The sequence below is a fragment of the Candidatus Pseudomonas phytovorans genome (genome assembly GCA_029202525.1).
Classification (GTDB): Bacteria; Pseudomonadota; Gammaproteobacteria; order Pseudomonadales; family Pseudomonadaceae; genus Aquipseudomonas; species Aquipseudomonas phytovorans.
Window position 1 is genome coordinate 5,554,483 of the sequence record CP119325.1, and the last position, 22,377, is coordinate 5,576,859.

Annotated in this window: 20 protein-coding genes; 7 read left to right on the forward strand and 13 right to left on the reverse strand. The window is 64.2% G+C overall.

Translation table 11 applies throughout. From position 1 onward, the window contains the following. Positions 1–90: 90 nt before the first annotated feature. From wspR to P0Y58_24550, 8 genes are all read right to left on the reverse strand, one after another. A complete protein-coding gene (gene wspR, locus P0Y58_24515; GenBank protein WEK30015.1) occupies positions 91–1,095 on the reverse strand; it encodes a Wsp signal transduction system regulator diguanylate cyclase WspR in 1,005 nt (334 codons plus the stop codon). 51 nt (positions 1,096–1,146) lie between these two features. Further along, positions 1,147–2,160, reverse strand: a complete 1,014-nt coding sequence (wspF, locus tag P0Y58_24520; protein WEK30016.1) for a Wsp signal transduction system protein-glutamate methylesterase WspF — start codon at positions 2,158–2,160, stop codon at positions 1,147–1,149. Next, complete coding sequence (locus P0Y58_24525; protein WEK30017.1) at positions 2,157–4,454, reverse strand: hybrid sensor histidine kinase/response regulator; 2,298 nt, start codon at positions 4,452–4,454, stop codon at positions 2,157–2,159. The genes wspF and P0Y58_24525 overlap by 4 nt, the downstream gene beginning before the upstream one ends. Then, positions 4,451–5,116 (reverse strand): chemotaxis protein CheW, encoded by a 666-nt coding sequence (locus P0Y58_24530; protein WEK30018.1) that lies wholly within the window; start codon positions 5,114–5,116, stop codon positions 4,451–4,453. Before P0Y58_24530 ends, P0Y58_24525 begins: the two co-directional genes overlap by 4 nt. Continuing rightward, on the reverse strand, positions 5,113–6,387 hold the full coding sequence (locus tag P0Y58_24535) for a tetratricopeptide repeat protein (GenBank protein WEK30019.1): 1,275 nt from the start codon (positions 6,385–6,387) through the stop codon (positions 5,113–5,115). The genes P0Y58_24530 and P0Y58_24535 overlap by 4 nt, the downstream gene beginning before the upstream one ends. Next, a complete protein-coding gene (locus tag P0Y58_24540) occupies positions 6,384–6,890 on the reverse strand; it encodes a chemotaxis protein CheW (protein WEK30020.1) in 507 nt (168 codons plus the stop codon). Before P0Y58_24540 ends, P0Y58_24535 begins: the two co-directional genes overlap by 4 nt. Positions 6,891–6,895: 5 nt before the next feature. Further along, positions 6,896–8,518: a methyl-accepting chemotaxis protein gene (locus P0Y58_24545; protein ID WEK30021.1), complete on the reverse strand. Its 1,623-nt coding sequence runs from the start codon at positions 8,516–8,518 to the stop codon at positions 6,896–6,898. A 428-nt stretch (positions 8,519–8,946) separates the two neighbouring features. Beyond that, positions 8,947–9,627: a tellurite resistance TerB family protein gene (locus tag P0Y58_24550; GenBank protein ID WEK30022.1), complete on the reverse strand. Its 681-nt coding sequence runs from the start codon at positions 9,625–9,627 to the stop codon at positions 8,947–8,949. 156 nt (positions 9,628–9,783) lie between these two features. Between P0Y58_24550 and P0Y58_24555 the strand changes: the two genes are divergently transcribed. The 5 genes from P0Y58_24555 (at position 9,784) to P0Y58_24575 (ending at position 15,267) form a co-directional block, all read left to right on the forward strand. After that, complete coding sequence (locus tag P0Y58_24555; protein ID WEK30023.1) at positions 9,784–10,935, forward strand: ABC transporter substrate-binding protein; 1,152 nt, start codon at positions 9,784–9,786, stop codon at positions 10,933–10,935. A 149-nt stretch (positions 10,936–11,084) separates the two neighbouring features. Then, a complete protein-coding gene (locus P0Y58_24560; GenBank protein ID WEK30024.1) occupies positions 11,085–12,116 on the forward strand; it encodes an ABC transporter ATP-binding protein in 1,032 nt (343 codons plus the stop codon). A gap of 1 nt (position 12,117) precedes the next feature. Next, on the forward strand, positions 12,118–13,029 hold the full coding sequence (locus P0Y58_24565) for an ABC transporter permease (protein WEK30025.1): 912 nt from the start codon (positions 12,118–12,120) through the stop codon (positions 13,027–13,029). Beyond that, positions 13,019–13,825, forward strand: coding sequence for an ABC transporter permease (locus P0Y58_24570; protein WEK30026.1), 807 nt, complete (start codon positions 13,019–13,021; stop codon positions 13,823–13,825). Before P0Y58_24565 ends, P0Y58_24570 begins: the two co-directional genes overlap by 11 nt. Before the next feature lie 17 nt (positions 13,826–13,842). After that, positions 13,843–15,267 carry a gamma-aminobutyraldehyde dehydrogenase gene (locus P0Y58_24575; GenBank protein WEK30027.1) on the forward strand — a complete coding sequence of 475 codons (1,425 nt, stop codon included), beginning with the start codon at positions 13,843–13,845 and terminating at the stop codon, positions 15,265–15,267. A gap of 82 nt (positions 15,268–15,349) precedes the next feature. Here P0Y58_24575 and P0Y58_24580 read toward each other — a convergent pair whose 3' ends face one another. The 3 genes from P0Y58_24580 to P0Y58_24590 all read right to left on the reverse strand — a co-directional run bounded on the left by P0Y58_24580 (position 15,350) and on the right by P0Y58_24590 (position 19,182). Continuing rightward, positions 15,350–16,456 (reverse strand): NADH:flavin oxidoreductase/NADH oxidase, encoded by a 1,107-nt coding sequence (locus P0Y58_24580; GenBank protein WEK30028.1) that lies wholly within the window; start codon positions 16,454–16,456, stop codon positions 15,350–15,352. Positions 16,457–16,921: 465 nt separating this feature from the next. Next, complete coding sequence (gene recJ, locus P0Y58_24585; protein WEK30029.1) at positions 16,922–18,631, reverse strand: single-stranded-DNA-specific exonuclease RecJ; 1,710 nt, start codon at positions 18,629–18,631, stop codon at positions 16,922–16,924. 8 nt (positions 18,632–18,639) lie between these two features. Further along, entirely contained in the window at positions 18,640–19,182 is a 543-nt protein-coding gene (locus P0Y58_24590; GenBank protein ID WEK30030.1) for a YaeQ family protein, read from the reverse strand. A 131-nt stretch (positions 19,183–19,313) separates the two neighbouring features. Between P0Y58_24590 and P0Y58_24595 the strand changes: the two genes are divergently transcribed. Together P0Y58_24595 and P0Y58_24600 are read left to right on the forward strand one after the other, a co-directional pair. Further along, entirely contained in the window at positions 19,314–20,513 is a 1,200-nt protein-coding gene (locus P0Y58_24595) for a CaiB/BaiF CoA-transferase family protein (GenBank protein WEK30031.1), read from the forward strand. 20 nt (positions 20,514–20,533) lie between these two features. Further along, a complete protein-coding gene (locus P0Y58_24600) occupies positions 20,534–21,409 on the forward strand; it encodes a TIGR02285 family protein (GenBank protein WEK30032.1) in 876 nt (291 codons plus the stop codon). 164 nt (positions 21,410–21,573) lie between these two features. On the opposite strand, the gene P0Y58_24605 is transcribed toward P0Y58_24600, so the two are convergent. Beyond that, the gene (locus P0Y58_24605; protein ID WEK30033.1) at positions 21,574–21,855 is read right to left on the reverse strand and encodes a DUF3509 domain-containing protein; all 282 of its coding nucleotides are present in this window, start codon (positions 21,853–21,855) and stop codon (positions 21,574–21,576) included. A 79-nt stretch (positions 21,856–21,934) separates the two neighbouring features. Continuing rightward, positions 21,935–22,354: a histidine kinase gene (locus tag P0Y58_24610; GenBank protein WEK30034.1), complete on the reverse strand. Its 420-nt coding sequence runs from the start codon at positions 22,352–22,354 to the stop codon at positions 21,935–21,937. Positions 22,355–22,377 lie beyond the last annotated feature (23 nt).

Here is a 22,377-nt window from a genome sequence, read left to right on the forward strand (position 1 = left end):
TCGTGCGAATTCGGTGAAAAGCCCGGGAGTATAACCGAGTCCGCTGCCCGGCGGCAGACCCGCCGGGCGGTCACATTCGCGCACCTCTCGTCAGGCGATGCCGACCTGGTTGCGCCCGCTGTTCTTGGCCTGGTAAAGGCCTTTGTCCGCCGCCGAGATCAACTGCCGGCAGTGGCTGCCGACGGCCGGGGTCTGGGTGGCCAGGCCAATGCTCACGGTCAGGCGCGCATCGGCCGCCGGCGCGGTATGCGGGATGCCCAGGCCCAGCACGGTCTGGCGCAGCTTCTCGGCCACCAGGCGCGCCCCGCCTGGCGAGGTATTGGGCAGCACCAGGGCAAACTCCTCACCGCCATAGCGGGCCGGCAGGTCGGTCGGCCGCGAGCACGAGCCACGGATCGCCTCGGCCACCTGGCGCAAGGCCTCGTCGCCGGCCAGGTGGCCGAAGCTGTCGTTGTAGGCCTTGAAGTAGTCCACGTCGACCATCAGCAGCGACAACTGCTGTTGCTCGCGCATGGCCCGGCGCCATTCCAGCTCCAGGTATTCGTCGAAGTGGCGGCGGTTGGACAGCCCGGTGAGGCCATCGGAGTTCATCAGCCGCTGCAGCATCAGGTTGGAATCGAGCAACTGCTGCTGGCTGACGCGCAGGGCGCGGTAGGCCTCGTCGCGTTGCAACAGGGTGAGGTACGAGCGCGAGTGGTAGCGAATGCGTGCTACCAGTTCGATGGTGTCCGGCAGCTTGACCAGATAGTCGTTGGCCCCGGCGGCAAATGCCGCGCTCTTTACCAGCGGATCTTCCTTGGTCGACAGGACGATGATCGGGATGTCCTGGGTGGCAGGGTTGTTGCGGTACTCGCGCACCAGCGTCAGGCCGTCCAGGCCGGGCATGATCAGGTCCTGGAGGATGACCGTGGGCTTGATGCGCATGGCCTGGGCCACCGCCTGGTGCGGGTCGGCACAGAAGTGGAAGTCGATGTTGTCTTCATTGGCCAGACCGCGCCGCACCGCCTCGCCGATCATGGCCTGGTCGTCGACCAGCAGCACCATCGCCGAGTTTTCGTTGGTGGTGGCAAAACCTTCGATCGGTAATTCATTCATACCTGTTCACCCGATCACTGCCGGCCTGGCGGCGTGATTCAATACACTTCGTCATTTTGCGAAAATTTCCGTCAAGCGCCCGGCTATTCGTTCCAGCGGGCGGATCTCCACTGCGGCTTCAATCGCCGCAGCAGCTTTGGGCATTCCGTAGACGGCGCTGCTGGCCTGGTCTTGCGCAATGGTCAGGAAGCCCTGCTGGCGCATCAGTTTGAGGCCTTGGGCACCGTCGCGGCCCATGCCGGTAAGCAACACGCCCACTGCATCGCCGGTCCAGTACCGCGCCACGCTCTCGAAAAACACATCAATGGAGGGGCGGTAGATTTCGTTGACAGGTTCGGCAGTGTAGGCCAGTTGGCCGTTTTTCAGGAGCCGGATATGGTGGTTGGTGCCTGCCAGCAATACCTGCCCTGGCTGCGGTGGCTCGCCTTCCTGAGCCAGCCGCACCGGCAAGCCGGCAGCGCTGCTGAGCCATTCGGCCATGCCTGCGGCAAACACCTGATCCACATGCTGGACCAGCACGATGGCCGCCGGGAACGCCTTCGGCAAGCCCTTGAGCAGCACTTCAAGCGCCGCGGGCCCACCTGCAGACGAGCCGATCGCCACCAACCCGGGACGCTGCGAAGACTCGCGCAACGGCGCAGCCACCGGCCTTGCAGCCGGGGTGCGCTGCTGGCCGACCAGCCAGCCGATATTGAGGATTTTGCGCAGCAGCGGTGCCGCCGCTTCGCGGGCATCGCCCGCGCCCAGCGCCGGGGTGTCGACCACGTCGAGGGCGCCATGGCCCATGGCCTCGAACACCCGGTGCACATTCTGCTTGCGGTCAACCGTGACGATGACGATGGCACACGGGGTTTCGGCCATGATCCGCCGGGTGGCCTCCACGCCGTCCATCACCGGCATGATCAGGTCCATCAGGATCAGGTCCGGCAGTTGCTCGGTGCAACGCTGCACCGCGTCGGCGCCGTTGCTGGCCACCCACACCACCTGGTGCGCGGGCTCGAAGGCGACCGCCCGGCGCAGCGCCTCGACGGCCATGGGCATGTCATTGACGATGGCGATCTTCATCCTTGAGCACCTCCGATCAGCTCGACTACAGCTTCCAGCAACGCATCATCGTGGAAACTGGCTTTCGCCAAATAGTAGTCGGCGCCAGCATCCAGGCCACGCCGTCGGTCTTCCTCACGGTCTTTGTAGGAAACCACCATCACGGGAAGGGATTGCAGGCGCTGGTCGCGGCGCACCAAGGTGACCAGTTCTATACCGTCCATGCGCGGCATGTCGATGTCGGTGATCAGCAGGTCGAAGTCTTCGCTGCGCAAGGCGTTCCAGCCGTCCATGCCATCTACCGCCACCGCCACCTCGTAGCCGCGGTTGCCCAGCAGCTTGCGTTGCAGCTCGCGCACGGTCAGCGAGTCGTCGACCACCAGGACACGCTTGCGCGGCACGCCACGGGCGCTGCTGGTTCCCCGTTCGACGCGCTCCAGGCTGCCGGTGCTGAGCAGTTTTTCTACCGAACGCAGCAGGTCTTCGACATCGACGATAAGTACCACCGAGCCGTCATCGAGCAAGGCGCCGGAAGAAATGTCCTGCACCTTGCCCAGCCGTGGGTCGAGTGGCATCACCACCAGTACCCGCTCACCTACCAGCCGCTCCACGGCCACGCCATACAGTTGCTCGCGTTCACGAATCACCACTACCCGCAGGTTGGCTTCTTCGCTTTGCCCGGCAGGGCGATTGAGCAACTGGCTGGCCGCCACCAGGCCGATAAGCCGGCCTTCGTGCCAGAAATGCTGGCGGCCTTCGATCTGCACGATCTGCTCGGTGGTCACTTCCAGGGTGCGTTCGATGTGGGCAAGCGGGAAGGCATAGGCCTCACCACCCACCTCGATCACCAAGCTGCGCACCACCGACAGGGTCAGCGGCACCTGCAGGTGAAAGCGGCAGCCCTGCCCCGCCACCTGGGTCAGTTCGATCGAACCCCGCAGTTCACGAATCATGTGCTGCACGGCATCCAGACCGACACCGCGCCCCGACACCTCGGTAACCTTGTCGCGCAGGCTGAAGCCGGGCAGGAACAGGAACGTCAGCAGTTCAGCTTCGCTCATGCGAGCCACCGTGTCGGCAGGCGACAGGGCACGCTCGACGATGCTGCTGCGCAAGCGCTCCAGGTCGATGCCGGCGCCATCGTCGATCAGCTCCAGGCTGAGCATGCCGGCCTGGTGCGAAGCGCGCAGGCGGATCACACCTTCCTCTGGCTTGCCCGCCAGCAGGCGACGCTCCGGCAGCTCGATGCCGTGGTCAACCGCGTTGCGCAGCAGGTGTGTCAGCGGCGCTTCGAGCTTTTCCAGTACATCGCGGTCGACCTGGGTTTTTTCTCCGTCCACCGCCAGCTGTACCGGTTTGCCCAGCGAGCGGCCAAGGTCACGCACCATGCGGCTCTGGCCGGTCAGCACATCGGCGAACGGGCGCATTCGGCAGGCCAGGGCGGTGTCGTACAGCAGTTGGGCCCGCTGGCTGGCCTGCCAGCCGAATTCGTCCAGGTCGGCGGCCTGCTGCTGCAGGATCTGCTGGGTTTCCGCCAGTAGGCGCTGGGTTTGGGTCAGGGCTTCCAGCACCTCGCTGCCCTGGCCGGTGTCTTCCAGCTGCATGCGCAGGCCGTCGAGCGCCTGCATGCCCTGGCCATGCATGCGCTTGAGGCGCTGCAAGGTGGCCAGGTAGGGTTTGAGCCGCTGGGTTTCCACCAGCGACTTGCTGGACAGGTCGAGCAGGCTGTTGAGGCGGTCGGCAGTGACCCGCAGTACCCGCTCGGCACCTTCACCGCCGCGTTTGCCGACCTTGCGCCGCGGGGCCGGTTCGGAGTCCGGTTCCAGGGTTTCCACTGGCAACGCCGCAGGCTCGGCTGGCAAGGGTGCCAGCGGCAGGTCTGGCAGCACTGGCACGGGTGGCGGCACGGCAGGCATGGCCACAGCCCCAGGGTCGAGCAGGCTGGCCATTTGCGCCAGGAATACCGGCAGGGTCGCCTGCGCCTCGCCGTCGCCGGGTGTGGCGATACGCATCAGCAGGTCGGTGCCTTGCAACAGCGCGTCGATGTGCTCGGCACTCAGGCGCAAGCGGCCTTCCTGCGCCGCTACCAGGCAGTCTTCCATGACGTGGGCGACGCTGACGCCGGCATCCACGCCAACGATCCGCGCCGCGCCCTTCAGCGAGTGGGCCGCGCGCATGCAGGCCTCTAGCTGGTCAGCCTGGGTAGGGTTGCGCTCCAGTGCCATCAGGCCAGCGCTGAGCACCTGGGTCTGCGCCTCGGCCTCCAGGCTGAACAGTTCGAGCAACGATGCGTCGCGCATTTGCTCTGGGGTCATGACAGGCTCCGCTGCACGGCAGACAGTAAGTGTTGATCGTCCAGCACCCGCACGCTGCGCCCGCGCCATTGCAAGACGGCGGCGGTGAAGCGTGTGGCATCCTGGCCGCTGCCCAGCAGCAGCGGGTCAAGGCGGTGAATACCGTCGATTTCCTCAACGGCCATCACTACCGGCCCACCTTCGGCGGCCAGAATCAGCATGCGTGGCATCGCCCGACCGCTACGTTGGTCGGTCGTGTCGGCCTGAACCCCCAGCAAGTCGGCCAGTGACAGGCACGGCACCAGCGCACCGCGCACATTGGCAACCCCCAGCAACAGCCGCGAGCGCTGGTGCGGCAGCGAATGCACAGCCTGCAACGGGGCAATTTCGGCCAGGCTGGCGGTGGCCAGCGCCAGCCACTCTTCGCCCAGGCGGAACAGCAGCATGGAGCGGCCGGTGTTTTCCTCGACCGGCTGCGACGTCGCCGCCTGGTGCTCCTGCATCAGCGCGTAGCGGTCAAGCAACCGTGTGGCAGCAGTGGCATACACCTCGCAATTGCGGCAGTGAACATGCCGCTCCAGCAGCGGGCATTGCTTGTCGCCGTGCACACCAATCCGGTTCCAGCAGTCGTCGATGTGCGCGTCATCCTCGGCCAACAGTTGCATCGCGGATTCACCGTTCATCGTTCAGGCTCCCGGCCAACCCGCGCCGCCCGCTCCTGCAGGCGCCGGGCCCCGGCCAGGTCACCCTGGGACGCCAGCAAGGCCGCCAGATGCACCAGCGCTTCGGGGTGCTGCGGCTCCAGGTACAGGGCTTTGCGATAGTGGGTTAGCGCTTGCTGCGCATCGCCTTCGGTGTCACTGAGCAACCCCAGCCAGTAGTAGACCTGCGCAGACGGTGCGTACTGGCCCAGGTAGCGCTGGCACTCAGCACGGGCCTGCTCACTGGCGCCGGCATTGGCCAGCCGGGCAATGCTGGCCAACAGTTCGGCGGTTCCTTCGTGCTTGGTCTCGCGAGGCGGCGCGGCCTTGGCCGCCGTCGGCAGCACACTCACTGGGCGCGGCAAGGGCACGGCTGGCAGCGAGTAGCTCGGCGCGACCTGCGTCGGCAACGTACGCCTGGCCGGTTGGGTCGGTGAAACGGCCACCGGAGCGCTGGCGCCCTCATGACGCACATAGGCAAACGACTGGGCGATCCCCAAAGGGCGCATGCCCAGGCGTGCCAACAAGCTGCCTTCCGCCGGGCCGATAAACAACACACCCTGCGGGTGCAGCAGGCGCTTGAGCACTTCGAACACCCGCTGCTGGGTCGCCACGTCGAAATAGATCAGCAGATTGCGACAAAACACGAAGTCATACAGGCCATCACGGCTGGCCAGCGCGGGGTCGAGCACATTGCCTACCTGCAAACCGACTTGCTGGCGTACCCGCTCGTGCAGCCGGTGGCCTTCGTCGACAACATCGAAGAAGCGCTCGCGAAAGCCCAGTTCGCTGCCACGGAAAGCATTGCGGCCATACAGGGCCTGCCCGGCCTTGGCCACCGAACTGGGGCTGATGTCCATGCCATCAACCAGGAATGCCGCCGGCGCAATCCCGACGTCGAGCAGCGCCATGGCCAGCGAATAGGGTTCCTCACCGGTCGAACATGGCAGGCTGAGCAATCGCAGTGGGCGCGCCCCGGCCAGTTCAGCCAGGCGTTTGTGCGCCAGGCTGGCCAGGGCGGTAAAGGATTCGGGGTAACGGAAGAACCAGGTTTCCGGCACGATCACGGCCTCGATCAAGGCCTGTTGCTCATCGTTGGACTGCTGCAGGCGCAGCCAGTAATCGTCCAGGTCGATGGCGCCCACGGCCACGCAACGCTGGCGCAGCGCGCGTTCGACCATGGGCGCGCCCACAGACTCAACGTCCAGGCCAATACGTTCGCGCAGGAAACGGAAGAAACGCTGCTCGTTCATGTCGGCATCCCTGTCGGCTCATCCGTGTACAGCAGGTGGTGCACGGCATCAGGCAGCAGGTCGTTGACTTCGATGCGCTGCAACAGACCCTGGGCATCCTGGCGTACCGGGCCTAGATACGGGGCTTCGCCGCTGCCCACGCCATAGGGCTGGAACTCGTCGGGGTTGCAACGCAGGGTCTCGGTGGCCTGCTCCAGGATCAGGCCAAGCTGCAGGCTGCCGCGATAATGCACCAGCACCAGGCGGGTACTGGTGCGGTGCGCCGCCGGCTGGCCAAAACTCAGCGCGGCCAGGTCGATCACCGGGACCAGTTGGCCACGATGAGCGAGGATGCCCGCAACCCAGGCCGGTGCCTGGGCAATCGGTTTGAGCGGCTGGCGCGGCAGCACCTCGATCACCTCGTGCACGCTCAGGGCAAAGCGCTGCTCCCTGAGGCGAAACTGCAGGTACAAGGCGCCCTTGACGTTGTGCGCGGAGGCGGCGCGGGGGTGCAAGTCGTTCATCGCCGTCAGACTTTGAAGCGCGACACGCCGCCACGCAGGCCCGCGGCCACCTGGCTCAGCTCATCGATGGCAAAACTGGCCTGGCGCAACGACTCGACGGTTTGGGTACTGGCATCGCTGAGCTGGGCCAGCGCCTGGTTGATCTGCTCGGCACCGGTGGCCTGGGCCTGCATGCCTTCATTGACCATCAGCACGCGCGGCGCCAAGGCCTGCACCTGGTGAATGATCTGGCTAAGCTGCTCGCCCACCTGTTGCACTTCGAACATGCCTCGGCGCACTTCTTCGGAGAACTTGTCCATGCCCATGACCCCGGCCGACACCGCCGACTGGATCTCGCGCACCATCTGCTCGATGTCGTAGGTGGCCACCGCGGTCTGGTCGGCCAAGCGGCGCACTTCAGTGGCCACCACAGCAAAGCCACGGCCGTACTCGCCGGCCTTTTCCGCTTCGATGGCGGCGTTGAGCGACAGCAGGTTTGTCTGGTCGGCAACCTTGACGATCGTCACCACCATCTGGGTGATGTTGCTGGCCTTTTCGTTGAGGATGCCGAGCTTGGCGTTGACCAGGTCGGCAGCGCCCATCACCTGGTGCATGGTCTCTTCCATGCGCGCCAGCCCCTGCTGGCCGGAGCCGGCCAGGCTGGAAGCCTGATCAGCGGCGGAGGTAACTTCAGTCATGGTACGCACCAGATCACGCGAGGTGGCGGCGATTTCCCGCGAGGTGGCACCGATTTCCGTGGTGGTGGCCGCCGTTTCGGTAGCAGTGGCCTGCTGCTGCTTGGACGTGGCGGCGATTTCCGTCACCGAGGTGGTTACCTGCACAGACGAACGCTGGGCCTGGGCTACGAGGGTGGCAATTGCCTCGGCCATTTCGTTGAAGCCGCTTTCGATGGCGCCGAACTCGTCCTTGCGGTCCAGGTTCAGGCGCATGCTCAGGTCGCCCGAGCGCAGCTTGTCGAGGGCATGGACGATGCGCTGCACAGGCGCGGTGATGGCGCGCAGTAGCAGCAGGCCGCAGATCCCGGCTGCAACGATGGCCAGTAACAGCGAAACCACCATGCTGCCCTTGGCCGTATTCACAGCGCTGACGATTTCGTTGGTGGCCGCGTCGGCTGAAGCCCGGTTGTTCTCGATGACTTCGTTCAGGTGCTTGCGCCCGTCAACCCAGGCAGGGGTCAACACTTCGATAATCAGCCGTTCGGCTTCGGCGTAATCGTGCTGGCGGTAGGTATCCAGCACCTGGCCGACGATCTTCATGTAGGCCTGCTCCTGCTGCACAAAGCTGTCGAAGCGAGTCTGGTCGTCTTTTCCCTGAATGGTGGCCTGGTAGCTGGCCATGTGCTGTTTCAGTCGGTCTTCGAAGCTTTTGAACAGCTCCATGTCAGCCGAGGTGATTTCGCGGTGATTGGACAGGCCCACCAGTTGCTGACTGGTGACGTAACTGTCGACCCACGCGCTGCGGATCATCGAGCTGTAGTAGACCCCGGGAATGCTGTCGGTCCCCACCGCCTCTTCGGCGGTTTCGATGGTCACCAACCGCGAGTAGGCGGCCACGATCATCAGCAGCATGATGGCGATGATCACGGCGAAACTTGCCAGGATCCGTTGGCGCAAGGTCCAGTTTTTCACATTCAGCCCTCAGGAATTCACAACGAGCGGGAAAAATCGCTGAAGTATAGCCCAGAGGCCTTACGCTTATGCGGGTGATTATGTGGGAGTTGGGAGCAATGGCCGCCAAGTGCAGGCCATGGCATTTTCAGCGTTTGTAAGATCGAGCGCCGCCCGCGCGGCGCTTCGCGGGGCAAGCCCGCTCCCACACTTGTTGCAACGTGCCGAACCTGTCAGGCCATGGTTGCCAGCCTTGTTGCCCTGACTGGGTTTCTCGACTGGCGCATCCGCCGCCCCGCCTGTCTTGAGACATTCACCACAGCGGGCAACGCCGCTTCCACAGGCATGGCCACGTTGCAACAAATGTGGGAGCGGGCTTGCCCCGCGAAGCGCCGCGCGGGCGGCGCTCGATCTCACAGGCGCAGAAAATGCCATGGCAAGCGCAGTTGCTACGCTACCGCCAACCGCACCTGGCTTTCCAGCTCTTGGCGCAAGCCCGGGTCCAGGCGCAGTTGGCGGGCCAGTTCGTCGAGGTAGGCACGCTCCATGAAGTTTTCCTGGTCAACCATCATCACACTGGCCAGGTACATCTCGGCGGCCATTTCCGGCGTTTGCGCGGCACGGGCGACTTCGGCCGGGTCCAGCGGTTTGTTCAGCTCGGCATGCAGCCAGTGCTGCAGTTCGCGGTCGCTGTCCAGGCGGGTGAACTCGCCTTCGATCAGCGCCCGCTCGCGCTCATCGATATGGCCATCGGACTTGGCCGCCGCCACCAACGCCCGCAGCACCGCCTGGCTGTGCTGCTCAACCTGGGCAGGCGGCAGGCGATCGACGGTTTGAGGTTCGCCAGTGTTAGTCCGTTGATTGGCCTGCCAGTTGCCGTAGGCTTTATAGGCCAGCACACCCAGCGCAGCCAGGCCACCGTAGGTCAATGCCTTGCCGCCGTACTTTCGGGCCTTCTTGCTACCCAGCAACAGGCCCAGAGCGCCCCCACCCAACAGGCCACCACCGGCACCGGACAACAGCCCGCCAAGCCCACCGGCAGCGCTGCCGGACTTGTTGCCACCCCCCTGTTTTTCGAGCATTTGCTGGCCGGATTTGAGGAGTTGATCGAGCAAGCCGCGGGTGTTCATTCGTGTGTCTCCACGTAAGAAGATTCAATCGCCAGAGTAAGGCCTGCCCGACCACAAGCCATGTACGCATTTGCTTCCGGATGTTGCATTGGCTGGCAAAAAGCCAACTAGACTCGACCACTGCCGCGACCAAAATCTCCAAGAAGAGGGAACACCATGTCAGTGCACAAGACCGCATTGCTCGGCGCCATGACCGGTGCCATGCTGGCCAGCGCCAGCCTGCAGGCTGCCGAACCGCCCAAGGCCGTGGGGGCTGGCGAGGGGCGCCTGGATATCGTCGCCTGGCCTGGCTACATCGAGCGCGGTGAAAGCGACAAGGCCTACGACTGGGTGACCGGCTTCGAGAAGGAAACCGGCTGCAAGGTCAGTGTGAAGACGGCCGCCACCTCGGACGAGATGGTCAGCCTGATGACCAAGGGCGGTTATGACCTGGTCACGGCCTCGGGTGATGCCTCGCTGCGGCTGATCGTGGGCAAGCGCGTGCAGCCGATCAACACTGCGCTGATCCCCAACTGGAAGAACATCGACCCGCGCCTGCAGAACGGCGGCTGGTACGTGGTCGACAAGCAGGTCTACGGCACCCCTTACCAGTGGGGGCCGAACGTGCTGCTGTACAACACCAATACCTTCAAGCAGGCCCCGACCAGCTGGGGTGTGGTGTTCGAGCCGCAGAACCTGCCCGACGGCAAGCCGAACAAAGGCCGCGTGCAGGCCTACGACGGGCCGATCTACATCGCCGACGCAGCGCTGTACCTGAAGTCGGCCAAGCCCGAGCTGGGCATCAAAGACCCTTACGAGCTGAACGAGGAGCAATACAAGGCCGTGCTGGAACTGCTGCGCCAGCAGCAGCCGCTGATACACCGTTACTGGCACGACGCCACGGTGCAGATGAGCGACGTGAAGAATGAAGGCGTGGTGGCCTCCAGTTCCTGGGGCTACATGGTCAATGGCCTGAAGGCCGAGAACCAGCCAGTGGCCTCGACCATTCCCAAGGAAGGCGCGACCGGTTGGGCCGACACCACCATGCTGCACAGTGAGGCCAAGCACCCCAACTGCGCCTACAAGTGGATGGACTGGTCGCTGCAGCCGAAGGTGCAAGGTGACGTGGCGGCGTGGTTCGGCTCGTTGCCGGCGGTGCCGGCGGCGTGCACCGGCAGCGAACTGCTGGGCGCCGAGGGGTGCAAGACCAACGGCTTCGACAACTTCGACAAGATTGCCTTCTGGAAAACGCCGCAGGCCCAGGGTGGCAAGTTTGTGCCGTATAGCCGCTGGACCCAGGACTACATTGCGATCATGGGTGGGCGCTGAGGTTGCCTGAATACCTGTGCTGGCCTCTTCGCGGGCTCGCCCGCTCCCACAGGTGAAGCGCCACCCTCACAGGCGGTGATCAACCTGTGGGAGCGGGCGAGCCCGCGAAGGGGCCAGCGCAGGAAAACACTGATTCCTGGAGCCCACGCATGCCCCTAGCCGTCCAGTTCACCCAGGTTTCCCGCACCTTCGGCGAGGTCAAGGCCGTCGACCAGGTCAGCATCGACATCATCGATGGCGAGTTCTTCTCCATGCTCGGCCCTTCCGGCTCGGGCAAAACCACCTGCCTGCGCCTGATCGCAGGCTTCGAGCAACCCACCAGCGGTTCGATCCGCATCCATGGGGTGGAGGCCGCTGGCGTGCCGCCCTACCAGCGCGACGTCAACACCGTGTTCCAGGACTACGCGCTGTTCCCGCACATGAACGTGCTGGACAACATCGCCTACGGCCTGAAGGTAAAAGGCGTGGCCAAGGCCGAACGCTACAGCCGCGCCGAAGAAGCCCTGGCCATGGTGGCCCTGGCAGGTTATGGCGCGCGCAAGCCGGCGCAACTGTCGGGTGGCCAGCGCCAGCGTGTCGCCCTGGCCCGTGCGCTGGTCAACCGGCCGCGGGTACTGCTGCTGGATGAACCGCTGGGCGCGCTGGACCTGAAGTTGCGCGAACAGATGCAGGGCGAGCTGAAAAAGCTGCAACGCCAGCTGGGTATCACCTTCATTTTCGTCACCCACGACCAGACCGAAGCCCTGTCGATGTCCGACCGTGTCGCAGTGTTCAACCGCGGCCGTATCGAACAGGTCGACACCCCGCGCAATCTGTACATGAAGCCCGCGACCACCTTCGTTGCCGAATTCGTCGGCACGTCCAACGTGGTGCGTGGCGAGCTGGCCATGCAGCTCAACGGCAGCCCGGCGCCCTTCTCCATCCGCCCAGAGCACATCCGCTTGGGCGACCTGGTGGTCACCAGCCACGAAGTGCAGGTAAGCGGCCTGTTGCGCGATGTGCAGTACCAAGGCAGTGCCACCCGCTTCGAGCTGCAACTGGACAGCGGCCAGCTGTTGGCGGTCAGCCAGGCCAACGACCGTTGGCAAGCGCAGGCCCACGCCTGGCAGCCCGGGCAGCGGGTGCAGGCACACTGGCCGCGCGAGGCCATGACGTTACTGCAGGAAACCGAGGCCCGCTGACATGAGCACACTGCGCAGCCTGTCCAACCTGCTGTACCGGCGCCCCAACCTGTATCTGGCTTTGCTGCTGATACCCCCGCTGACGTGGTTCGGCGCCATCTACCTGGGCTCGTTGCTGAACCTGCTGTGGCAGGGCTTCTATACCTTCGACGACTTCACCATGGCGGTGACCCCGGACCTGACCCTGGGCAACTTCGCCGCGCTGTTCAACCCGTCGAACTTCGACATCATCCTGCGCACCCTGGGCATGGCGGTGGCAGTGTCGCTGGCCAGCGCTGTACTGGCCTTCCCCATTGCCTATTACATGGCGCGCTACACCAGCGGCAAGACCAAGGCGTTTTTCTACATTGCGGTGATGATGCCGATGTGGGCCAGCTACATCGTCAAGACCTATGCCTGGACCCTGCTGCTGGCAAAGGGCGGCGTAGCCCAGTGGTTCGTCCAGCAGTTGCATCTGGACGGCCTGCTACAGCTGGTGTTGACGGTACCGGGTGTGGGCGGCAGCACGCTGTCGACCTCCCACCTGGGGCGCTTCATGGTGTTTGTGTACATCTGGCTGCCGTTCATGATCCTGCCGATCCAGGCCGCACTGGAGCGCCTGCCGCCGTCGCTGCTGCAAGCCTCGGCGGACCTTGGCGCACGGCCTGGGCAAACCTTTGTGCAGGTGATCTTGCCGCTGTCGATCCCGGGCATCGCCGCCGGCTCGATCTTCACCTTCTCGCTCACCCTGGGTGATTTCATCGTGCCGCAGCTGGTCGGCCCGCCCGGCTACTTCATCGGCAGCATGGTCTATGCCCAGCAAGGAGCGATCGGCAACATGCCGATGGCCGCCGCGTTCACCCTGGTCCCCATCGTGCTGATTGCGGTGTACCTGTCCATCGTCAAGCGCCTGGGGGCCTTCGATGCACTCTGAAAAAGCGTCTACAGGGCTACGCCTGGCGGCGTGGGGCGGGCTGGTGTTCCTGCATTTCCCGATACTGATCATCTTCCTGTACGCCTTCAACACCGAAGACGCGGCATTCAGCTTTCCACCCAAGGGCTTCACCCTGAAGTGGATTGGCGTGGCCTTCGCCCGGCCCGACGTGCTGGAGGCGATCAAGCTGTCGCTGCAGGTCGCCTGCCTGGCCACGCTGATTGCCCTGGTGCTCGGCACGCTGGCCTCGGCCGCGCTGTATCGGCGCAACTTCTTCGGCAAGGAGAGTATTTCGCTGATGCTGATCCTGCCCATCGCCCTGCCCGGCATCATCACCGGCATCGCCCTGCTATCGGCGTTCAAGGTTTTGGGTATAGAGCCCGGGGTATTCACCATCGTGGTCGGCCATGCCACCTTTTGCGTAGTGATCGTCTACAACAACGTCATCGCCCGCCTGCGGCGCACCTCGCAAAGCCTGATCGAAGCGTCAATGGACCTGGGCGCCGATGGCTGGCAAACCTTCCGCTACATCATCCTGCCCAACCTCGGCTCGGCATTGCTGGCCGGCGGCATGCTGGCATTTGCCTTGTCGTTCGATGAAATCATCGTCACCACCTTCACCGCCGGCCACGAGCGCACCCTGCCGATCTGGTTGCTCAACCAGCTCAGCCGCCCGCGCGATGTGCCGGTGACCAACGTGGTCGCCATGCTGGTGATGCTGGTGACCATGCTGCCGATCCTTGGCGCCTATTACCTGACCCGTGGCGGCGAAAGCGTCGCGGGCAGTGGCAAATGACCCTTGAGGAGCCCACGATGCAAACGCAGATGCTGATCAATGGCCAACTGGTCGCTGGCCAAGGCCCGGTCTGGACCGTACTCAACCCGGCGCTGGGAACGGCCCTGGCGCAGATCAACGAAGCCACCGAGGCCCAGGTGGACAGCGCCGTGCGCGCCGCCGACCAGGCCTTCGACAGCTGGTCACAAACCAGCCCCAAGGAGCGCTCGCAAACCTTGCTGGCGCTGGCCGATGCCATTGAAACCCATGGTGATGAACTGGCCCGGCTGGAATCGCAAAACTGCGGCAAGCCGCTGAGCGCCGCGCTGAACGATGAGATCCCGGCGATTGCCGACGTATTCCGCTACTTTGCCGGTGCGGCGCGCTGCCTGGGCGGCTCGGCGGCCGGCGAATACCTGCCGGGCCACACCTCGATGATCCGCCGTGACCCGCTGGGTGTAGTGGCCTCCATCGCTCCGTGGAACTACCCGTTGATGATGCTGGCCTGGAAGATCGCCCCTGCCCTGGCAGCCGGCAACACGGTGGTGATCAAGCCGTCTGAAATGACCCCGCTGACCGCCTTGCGCCTGGGTGAGCTGGCCCAGGACCTGCTGCCGCCGGGCGTACTGAACATTCTCTTTGGCCGCGGCCAGACCGTCGGCAACCCGCTGGTCACCCACCCCAAGGTGCGCATGGTGTCCCTTACGGGCTCGATCCCTACGGGTGCGCACATCATCAGCGCCACCGCTGACAGCGTGAAACGCATGCACATGGAACTGGGTGGCAAAGCGCCTGTGCTGGTGTTCGACGACGCCGATATCGACGCCGTCATCGACGGCATCCGCACCTTCGGCTTCTACAACGCCGGCCAGGACTGCACCGCCGCCTGCCGCCTGTACGTGCAAGACGGCATCTACGAGCGCTTTGTCGAACGCCTGGGCGAAGCCGTCGCCAGTCTCAAAGCTGGCTTGCAGGAGGCCGAAGACACCGAGTTGGGGCCGCTGATCAGTGCCCAGCATCGCGACAAGGTCGCCGGGCTGGTGCAGCGGGCCATCGCCCAACCGCACATCCGGCTGGTGACTGGCGGCAAGGCGATTGAGGGCGACGGGTTCTTCTTCGAGCCAACCGTGCTGGCCGATGCCCTGCAGGACGATGAAATCGTGCGCAACGAAGTGTTCGGCCCGGTGGTGTCGGTCACCCGCTTCAACGACGAAGCACAGGCGCTGGAATGGGCCAACGACTCCAACTACGGCCTCGCCTCATCGGTCTGGACCCGCGACACCGGCCGCGCCCACCGCCTGGCGGCGCGCTTGCAGTATGGCTGCACCTGGGTGAACACCCACTTCATGCTGGTCAGCGAAATGCCCCACGGCGGGCAGAAGCATTCGGGGTACGGGAAGGATATGTCGATGTATGGGCTGGAGGATTACACCTGTGTGCGGCATGTGATGATCAAGCACTAGCCTGAAGCGCCTGTACGGTGTTTGTAGGAGCGGCCCTTTCGCGACACAAGGCCGCTCCTACAGGGATCGCGCAAGGTTCGGATCAATCTCGCAAATCGGACTCATGAATCGGGTTGGCCCGGCTGGTGGCGCGCTGGTATTGCGCTGGCCAGGTGGCCTTGTTGCCGCCCAGGTCGTCGTCGGCATGCAGCGGCCAGTACGGGTCGCGCAGCAGCTCGCGGGCGAGGAAAATGAGGTCGGCCTGGCCGGTGCGCAGGATGTGCTCCGCCTGGGCGGGTTCGGTAATCATGCCCACGGTGCCGGTGGCTATTTCCGACTCTTTGCGCACGCGCTCGGCGAAGCGGGTCTGATAGCCCGGGCCGGTAGGGATCTCGGCGTTGACCGAGGTGCCACCGGAAGAGACGTCGATCAGGTCGACACCCAGGCCGCGCAGTCGCCGGGCCAGTTCGACGGTTTCATCCGGGTTCCAGCCATCTTCCACCCAGTCGGTTGCCGATACCCGTACCAACAGCGGCAGCTCAGCTGGCCAGACCTCGCGCACTGCCTCGACCACCTGCAGGGTCAGGCGAATGCGGTTTTCAAAGCAACTGCCGTATTCGTCACGGCGCTGGTTACTCAGCGGCGAAAGGAACTGGTGTAGCAGGTAGCCATGGGCGGCGTGGATTTCGACCACCTTGAAACCGGCCTGCAAGGCACGTTGGGTCGAGGCAACGAAAGCCGCAATCACGTCCTGGATCTCGTCCTGCGTCAGCTCGTGTGGCGGTGTGTGTTGCGGGTCGAAAGCGATCTTCGACGGGCCTACTGGCTGCCAGCCGCCCTCCTCCGGTTTGACGCTGCCTTGCTTGCCCAGCCACGGGCGATAGGTGCTGGCCTTGCGCCCGGCGTGGGCCAGCTGGATGCCTGGCACAGCTCCTTGGGCGGTGATGAAGCGGGTGATGCGTTGCAGCGGGGCAATCTGCGCGTCGTCCCACAGGCCGAGGTCTTCGGCGGTAATGCGGCCATCGGCGGTAACGGCCACGGCTTCAGTGATCACCAAACCCGCGCCACCGACAGCGCGGCTGCCCAGATGGACAAGGTGCCAGTCGTTGGCCAGGCCATCGATAGCGGAATACTGGCACATCGGCGAAACAGCGATGCGGTTGGGCAGGGTCAACTGACGCAGGGTGTAAGGCTCGAGCAGCAGGCTCATGAGGGCACCTCCCAAGGACTCCAATGGTGATCCGGCCCGGACACTCAATTGCACGTCCCTGGCCCAGGTCCGGTCATAACTTCAGACTAGACCAGAATGGGTGGGGGGAAGGTTCCATGGGATTTTGGGGTGGGGTGCGGGGTGATCGTCTTGAGAGTGATGTCGCCTATCAGATCGAGCGCCGCCCGCGCGGCGCTTCGCGGGGCAAGCCCGCTCCCACATTTGTTGCAACGTGGCCATGCCTGTAAGGCCATGGTTGTCAGCCTTGTTGACATGACTGGATTTCAAGGTGGGCATTGAAGCCGCCCCGCTTGCCGCAAGCCATGCGCCAAGGCGGGCAAACATGGCCTGACAGGTTCGGCACGTTGCAACAAATGTGGGAGCGGGCTTGCCCCGCGAAGCGCCGCGCGGGCGGCGCTCGATTTCCGCCACGCTACAAAAATCAAGGCGAACCCCGCGTTGGGCTCAGCGCGGCTCCATGTGAGCAATCATCAACTGCACACTCTCATTACCCCGAAACTCGTTCACATCCAGCTTGTACGCCAACTCCACCCAGCGCACAGTCGGATTCGGCCACACTTCGCGATCAACGCCGAAGGCAATGCCATCCAGCCGCACCGAGCCACATTCGCTCTTGAGCACCACCTTCAGGTGCCGCTCGCCCACCACGCGCTGCTCCACCAGCTGAAACACGCCATGAAACAGCGGTTCAGGGAAGTGCTGCCCCCACGGCCCGGCATTGCGCAGCGCCTTGGCCAGGTCAAGATGAAACTCTTCTACCGCCAGGCTGCCATCGGACTGCAAACGGCCGGTCAGGTCGTCTTCGCACAACTGGCGCCGCACTTCTTCGTCAAAGGCCTCGGCAAAAGCCGGGAAATTACCCTCAGGCAACGATAACCCTGCCGCCATGGCGTGGCCGCCAAACTTGCTGATCAGCTGCGGGTGGCGTGCTGCCACAGCATCCAGTGCATCGCGGATGTGGAAGCCGGGTACCGAGCGCGCCGAACCTTTGAGCATGCCCTCGCCTGCATCGGCGAAGGCGATGGTTGGTCGGTGATAACGTTCTTTGAGGCGCGAAGCCAGAATACCGATTACACCCTGGTGCCAGTCGGCATCGAACAGGCAAAGGCCATAAGGCATCGACTCGACAGGCAGGTCCTTGAGCTGGGCCAGGGCTTCGCGCTGCATGCCCTGCTCGATGGTCTTGCGGTCCTGGTTCAGGTCGTCCAGCTGCTGGGCCATATCCTGGGCCAGCACTGCGTCTTCGCACAGCAGGCATTCGATGCCCAGGCTCATGTCGTCCAGGCGCCCGGCGGCGTTCAACCGTGGGCCGAGGATGAACCCGAGGTCAGTCGAGGTGATGCGCCGGTGATCACGGCGGGCCACTTCGAGGATGGCCTTCAGCCCCGGGCGGGCACGACCGGCGCGAATGCGCTCAAGCCCCTGGTGCACCAGGATGCGGTTGTTGGCGTCCAGCGGCACCACGTCAGCGACGCTCCCCAGCGCAACCAGGTCGAGCAGTTCGCCGATGTTCGGCTGTGCTTGCGTCTCGTAGCGCCCCAGGCTGCGCAGGCGTGCGCGCAGGGCCATCAGCACGTAGAAGATCACCCCGACCCCGGCCAGCGACTTGCTCGGGAACGTACAGCCCGGCTGGTTGGGGTTGATGATGGCGTCGGCATCGGGCAACTCTGCGCCCGGCAGATGGTGGTCGGTAACCAGCACCTTAAGCCCGGCAGCCTTGGCGGCGGCCACGCCGTCGACACTGGAAATGCCGTTGTCCACGGTAATCAGCAGTTGTGGCTGACGCTGCAGCGCCACCTCGACGATTTCCGGGGTCAGGCCGTAGCCGTATTCGAAGCGGTTGGGCACCAGGTAATCGACATGGGCCGCACCCATCAGGCGCAGGCCCAATACCCCGACGGTACTGGCGGTGGCACCATCAGCATCGAAGTCGCCCACGATGAGGATGCGCTGGCGCTGGTCCAGCGCCTCGACCAGCAGGTCGACGCCGGCCTCGATGCCCTTGAGCTGCTGGTACGGCAGCAGCCGCGCCAGGCTTTTGTCCAGCTCGGCTTCGCTTTGCACGCCGCGCGCGGCGTACAAACGGGTCAGCAAGGGTGGCAGGTTACCCAGAAATGGCAGGGTCGGCGGCAGGGGGCGGGGTTCGATACGCATGGGTTGCTTCAGCCACGCTCACCGAGCAGCCACTGCAGCTGCACTTCGTGCTGGCCACGGTCATCCGTCACGAACACCGTGCCTTCACTGATCATCACGTCCCACTTGATGCTACGCGGCATGTCGGTGGCCAGGGTTTCCAGCACTTCTTGCGGCACAGCAGCAATGTTGAGGTTTTTCAGGCCCTTGACTGCAGGCACCACTTTGCCTTCCCACACACGCAGGCTGCCATAGGCCAGCAGGCTGGTGCGCTCGGTGCGGCGCGAGCACCAGGTCAGGCGGTCGGCGTCTGGCTGGCCCACTTCGATCCAGTGCAATACGCGATCATCCAGGCTCTTTTCCCACAGCGCCGGCTCATCGACATCCGACAGACCGCGACCAAACGACAAGTTCTCGTTGTACCAGAGCGCATACGCCAACAGACGAACCGCCATACGCTCTTCGGTTTCCGAAGGGTGGCGAGCAATGGTCTGCTTGACGCTTTCGTAGACGTTGCGATCAAGGTCGGTCAGGTTCAATTCGAACTTGTAGGTGGTGGAAGGCTGGGCCATGGTCGAGGGGCTTCGTGCAAAAGAAAAGTGGCACAGTCTAACCCATCCGCACCTTCCATGCGCCGCAGCAGTACCCGGCGAAACCGACGTGTGATAAAACCACGGCTCTGCCCAATTGCCACGGATGCCCCATGTCGACGCCCAGCAAACCCCTCGCCGGCCTCAAAGTTGTCGAACTCGGCACCCTGATCGCCGGGCCGTTCGCCTCGCGCATCTGTGCCGAATTTGGCGCGCAGGTGGTAAAGGTCGAGTCGCCCGACGGTGGCGACCCGCTGCGCAAGTGGCGCAAGCTGTACGAGGGCACGTCGCTGTGGTGGTTCGTGCAGGCCCGCAACAAGCAATCGCTCACCCTCAACCTCAAGCACCCCGAGGGCCGCGAGATTCTCAAGCGCCTGCTGGCCGAGGCCGACATCCTGATCGAAAACTTCCGCCCGGGCGTACTGGAAAAACTCGGCCTGGGCTGGGACGTGCTGCATGCGCTGAACCCGCGCCTGGTCATGGTGCGCCTGTCGGGCTTTGGCCAGACCGGGCCCATGAAAGACCAGCCGGGCTTCGGCGCGGTGGGCGAGTCGATGGGCGGCCTGCGCTACATCACCGGCTTTGACGACCGCCCACCGGTGCGCACCGGCATTTCCATCGGTGACTCGATTGCCGCCTTATGGGGGGTAATCGGCGCGCTGATGGCGCTGCGCCACCGAGAAGTCAATGGCGGCCAGGGCCAAGTGGTGGACGTGGCGCTGTACGAAGCGATCTTCGCCATGATGGAAAGCATGGTCCCGGAGTTCGATGTGTTCGGTTTTATCCGCGAGCGGACCGGCAACATCATGCCCGGCATCACGCCCTCCTCGATCCACACCAGCGCCGACGGCAAGCACGTGCAGATCGGTGCCAACGGCGATGCAATCTTCAAGCGCTTCATGCAGGCCATCGGCCGCGCCGACCTGGCCGATGACCCGGCCCTGGCCAGCAACGATGGCCGCGACCTGCGCCGCGACGAGCTGTACGGGGTAATTGACCGCTGGGCCAACAGCCTGCCGCTGGAGCAACTGATGCAGGTGCTGACCACGGCCGAGGTACCGGCCAGCCGTATCTATTCCGCCGAGGACATGTTCAGTGACCCGCAGTACCTGGCGCGGGAGATGTTCTTGCAGGCCAAGCTGCCGGACGGCAAGCCCTTCAAAATGCCCGGCATCGTGCCCAAGCTGTCAGATACACCAGGCTCCACCGAATGGGTCGGCCCGGCCCTGGGCGAACATACCGAGGCACTGCTTGGCAACCTGGGCTACGACGCGGCGGCCATTGCCAGCCTGCGCGCAGCAGGCACGGTCTGACCCTGGCGCTGCCCGGATTCATGCGCGCGGCCCGCGGCCTACGCCATTTGGCCCTGCTGTGCGGGCTATTGCCCGCATTGCTGCTGCAGCCTGCCAGCGCCAAAGAACATCTCTTCTGGCTGTTGCGTGAACTGCCGCCGTTCACTATTTTCGAAGGCCCTGAAAAAGGCCAAGGGGTGATCGACCAGCTGTTGCCCCTGCTGATCGAGCAAATGCCCGAGTACGACCACAGCATCGTGCGAGTCAACCGCGCCCGCGGCATCCAGATGCTGCAAGACCGCAACAGTTTCACCTGCGACCCAACCCTGCTGTGGACCCCACAACGCGCCGAATATGTACGGTTTTCCATGCCATCGCTGGGCGTGCTCAGCGGCGGCCTGGTGCTGCGCAAGGAAAACCAGGCGTTGGTGGCGCCCTACCTTGACGGCCAGGAGGTGGACCTGCATGGCCTGCTGAGCCAGACCCCGCTGAAGCTGGGGATTGTCGCCGAGCGCAGCTACGGCACGCAGATCGATGCCATCCTCAGCCAGTTGCCCGCCACTTCGCTAAGCCGCCACTACGGCAACGACGCCACTGCCAACCTGCTGCAGATGCAGCAACTGGGGCGCTTGCGCATGGTGCTCGGATACTGGCCTGAAGTGCGCTACCTGATCCAGCAGCAAGGCGAGTCACTGGCTAACTACCAATTTCATCCTGTACAGGGGGTGGAGCGTTATCAGTTTCTGCACGTGGGGTGTTCGGACAGCGAGCTGGGGCGCGCTGCGGTGGCGCATATTGACCAGTTGCTGCCGGCGCTGCGCCGGGAGGTGCTACCCGGGTTGTACGCGCGGTGGCTGGACCCGGCGCTGCGGGAAGATTACCTGGAAGAGAGCAAGCGCTTCTTCGAAGCGCAATAGCTGCGGCATACGCGGGCCTTTGCAGCACTCGGAAAAAAGAAACCCCGGAACGCTGGGGAGGACGCCCGGGGCCAAGCGAAAGCCCTTTGGGGGCTTCCCGTGGCAGCCTTGCCAGCACCGGAGCAAAGCACTGGCTGGCTGCCTTACTGTGTCTGATAGGCCAATCAGGCAAAGGTTCCCTGCGGTTGCTGGCGCTGTTGCAATGCCGCGATCACACAGGGCTGCAAACGTCCCTCGGCTATCTGCAGGTCACGGTGCAAGCCATCCACCAAGTCGATCAACAGGCGTTGCTCTTGCAACTGGCGCTCGCTGACCATGCGCCGCAAGGTAACCCCGGCGAGGCGATCATGAACGGTCAGTTGGCGATTACCGCTGGCATCGGCGATGCCGAGGTGGGTCTGATAAGGGGTCAGGGCATCGTTGAGCAGGCTGCAGATTCTTTCCATCCGGGTCACTCGCTGCGTGGTGGGATATAAAGGAACTGACCAGCAAGCGCAGCGGAAAGTTCGTCACACCGCGCCTGGTTCAGTGAGCATGCGGGGCTGACATGACAGTTTGAATACGCGGGCCCGCTCGCACCTGCAATGCGTGCAGGACATGCTGCAGGCGGGGCATCGACAGTGGCCAGGGCAACTCGGCGAGCACCCACAGGCCTTTCTTTCTCGCCTCGTGAGCGAGGTTGTGGCGTTTGGGAGTGGCCTGGCCAACAAACAACAGGGCCCGGGCCCTGGGCTGCCGGGCGAGTAAGGCAAGGCCGGCCCGAGTGGGCATGGCGTGGTCGAGGATCAGCAAGTCAGGGCGACGCTCAACACTGTGGAGGGCATCGAGCTCAGTGCTGTCTGCACTGATGCGCACGTCGAAGATGCCCTGCGCGTTGAGGGCTTGATGCAGGAGGATCTGGTGCGATGGGCGAGCCTGGTGGATCAGCACGGAGGTCTGGTACATGAGCCGCTCCTGGTGGGAGGATC

Excerpts from the sequence above, each read along its gene's own strand:
- P0Y58_24560 (WEK30024.1), top strand. The coding sequence starts at position 11,085 with ATGCCCCTAGCCGTCCAGTTCACCCAGGTTTCCCGCACCTTCGGCGAG.
- P0Y58_24570 (WEK30026.1), top strand. The coding sequence starts at position 13,019 with ATGCACTCTGAAAAAGCGTCTACAGGGCTACGCCTGGCGGCGTGGGGC.
- P0Y58_24605 (WEK30033.1), bottom strand. The coding sequence starts at position 21,855 with ATGGAAAGAATCTGCAGCCTGCTCAACGATGCCCTGACCCCTTATCAG.
- P0Y58_24610 (WEK30034.1), bottom strand. The coding sequence starts at position 22,354 with ATGTACCAGACCTCCGTGCTGATCCACCAGGCTCGCCCATCGCACCAG.
- P0Y58_24555 (WEK30023.1), top strand. The coding sequence starts at position 9,784 with ATGTCAGTGCACAAGACCGCATTGCTCGGCGCCATGACCGGTGCCATG.
- P0Y58_24525 (WEK30017.1), bottom strand. The coding sequence starts at position 4,454 with ATGACCCCAGAGCAAATGCGCGACGCATCGTTGCTCGAACTGTTCAGC.
- wspR (WEK30015.1), bottom strand. The coding sequence starts at position 1,095 with ATGAATGAATTACCGATCGAAGGTTTTGCCACCACCAACGAAAACTCG.
- P0Y58_24535 (WEK30019.1), bottom strand. The coding sequence starts at position 6,387 with ATGAACGAGCAGCGTTTCTTCCGTTTCCTGCGCGAACGTATTGGCCTG.
- P0Y58_24600 (WEK30032.1), top strand. The coding sequence starts at position 20,534 with ATGCGCGCGGCCCGCGGCCTACGCCATTTGGCCCTGCTGTGCGGGCTA.
- wspF (WEK30016.1), bottom strand. The coding sequence starts at position 2,160 with ATGAAGATCGCCATCGTCAATGACATGCCCATGGCCGTCGAGGCGCTG.
- P0Y58_24595 (WEK30031.1), top strand. The coding sequence starts at position 19,314 with ATGTCGACGCCCAGCAAACCCCTCGCCGGCCTCAAAGTTGTCGAACTC.
- P0Y58_24575 (WEK30027.1), top strand. The coding sequence starts at position 13,843 with ATGCAAACGCAGATGCTGATCAATGGCCAACTGGTCGCTGGCCAAGGC.
- P0Y58_24590 (WEK30030.1), bottom strand. The coding sequence starts at position 19,182 with ATGGCCCAGCCTTCCACCACCTACAAGTTCGAATTGAACCTGACCGAC.
- P0Y58_24540 (WEK30020.1), bottom strand. The coding sequence starts at position 6,890 with ATGAACGACTTGCACCCCCGCGCCGCCTCCGCGCACAACGTCAAGGGC.
- P0Y58_24565 (WEK30025.1), top strand. The coding sequence starts at position 12,118 with ATGAGCACACTGCGCAGCCTGTCCAACCTGCTGTACCGGCGCCCCAAC.
- P0Y58_24530 (WEK30018.1), bottom strand. The coding sequence starts at position 5,116 with ATGAACGGTGAATCCGCGATGCAACTGTTGGCCGAGGATGACGCGCAC.
- P0Y58_24580 (WEK30028.1), bottom strand. The coding sequence starts at position 16,456 with ATGAGCCTGCTGCTCGAGCCTTACACCCTGCGTCAGTTGACCCTGCCC.
- recJ (WEK30029.1), bottom strand. The coding sequence starts at position 18,631 with ATGCGTATCGAACCCCGCCCCCTGCCGCCGACCCTGCCATTTCTGGGT.
- P0Y58_24550 (WEK30022.1), bottom strand. The coding sequence starts at position 9,627 with ATGAACACCCGCGGCTTGCTCGATCAACTCCTCAAATCCGGCCAGCAA.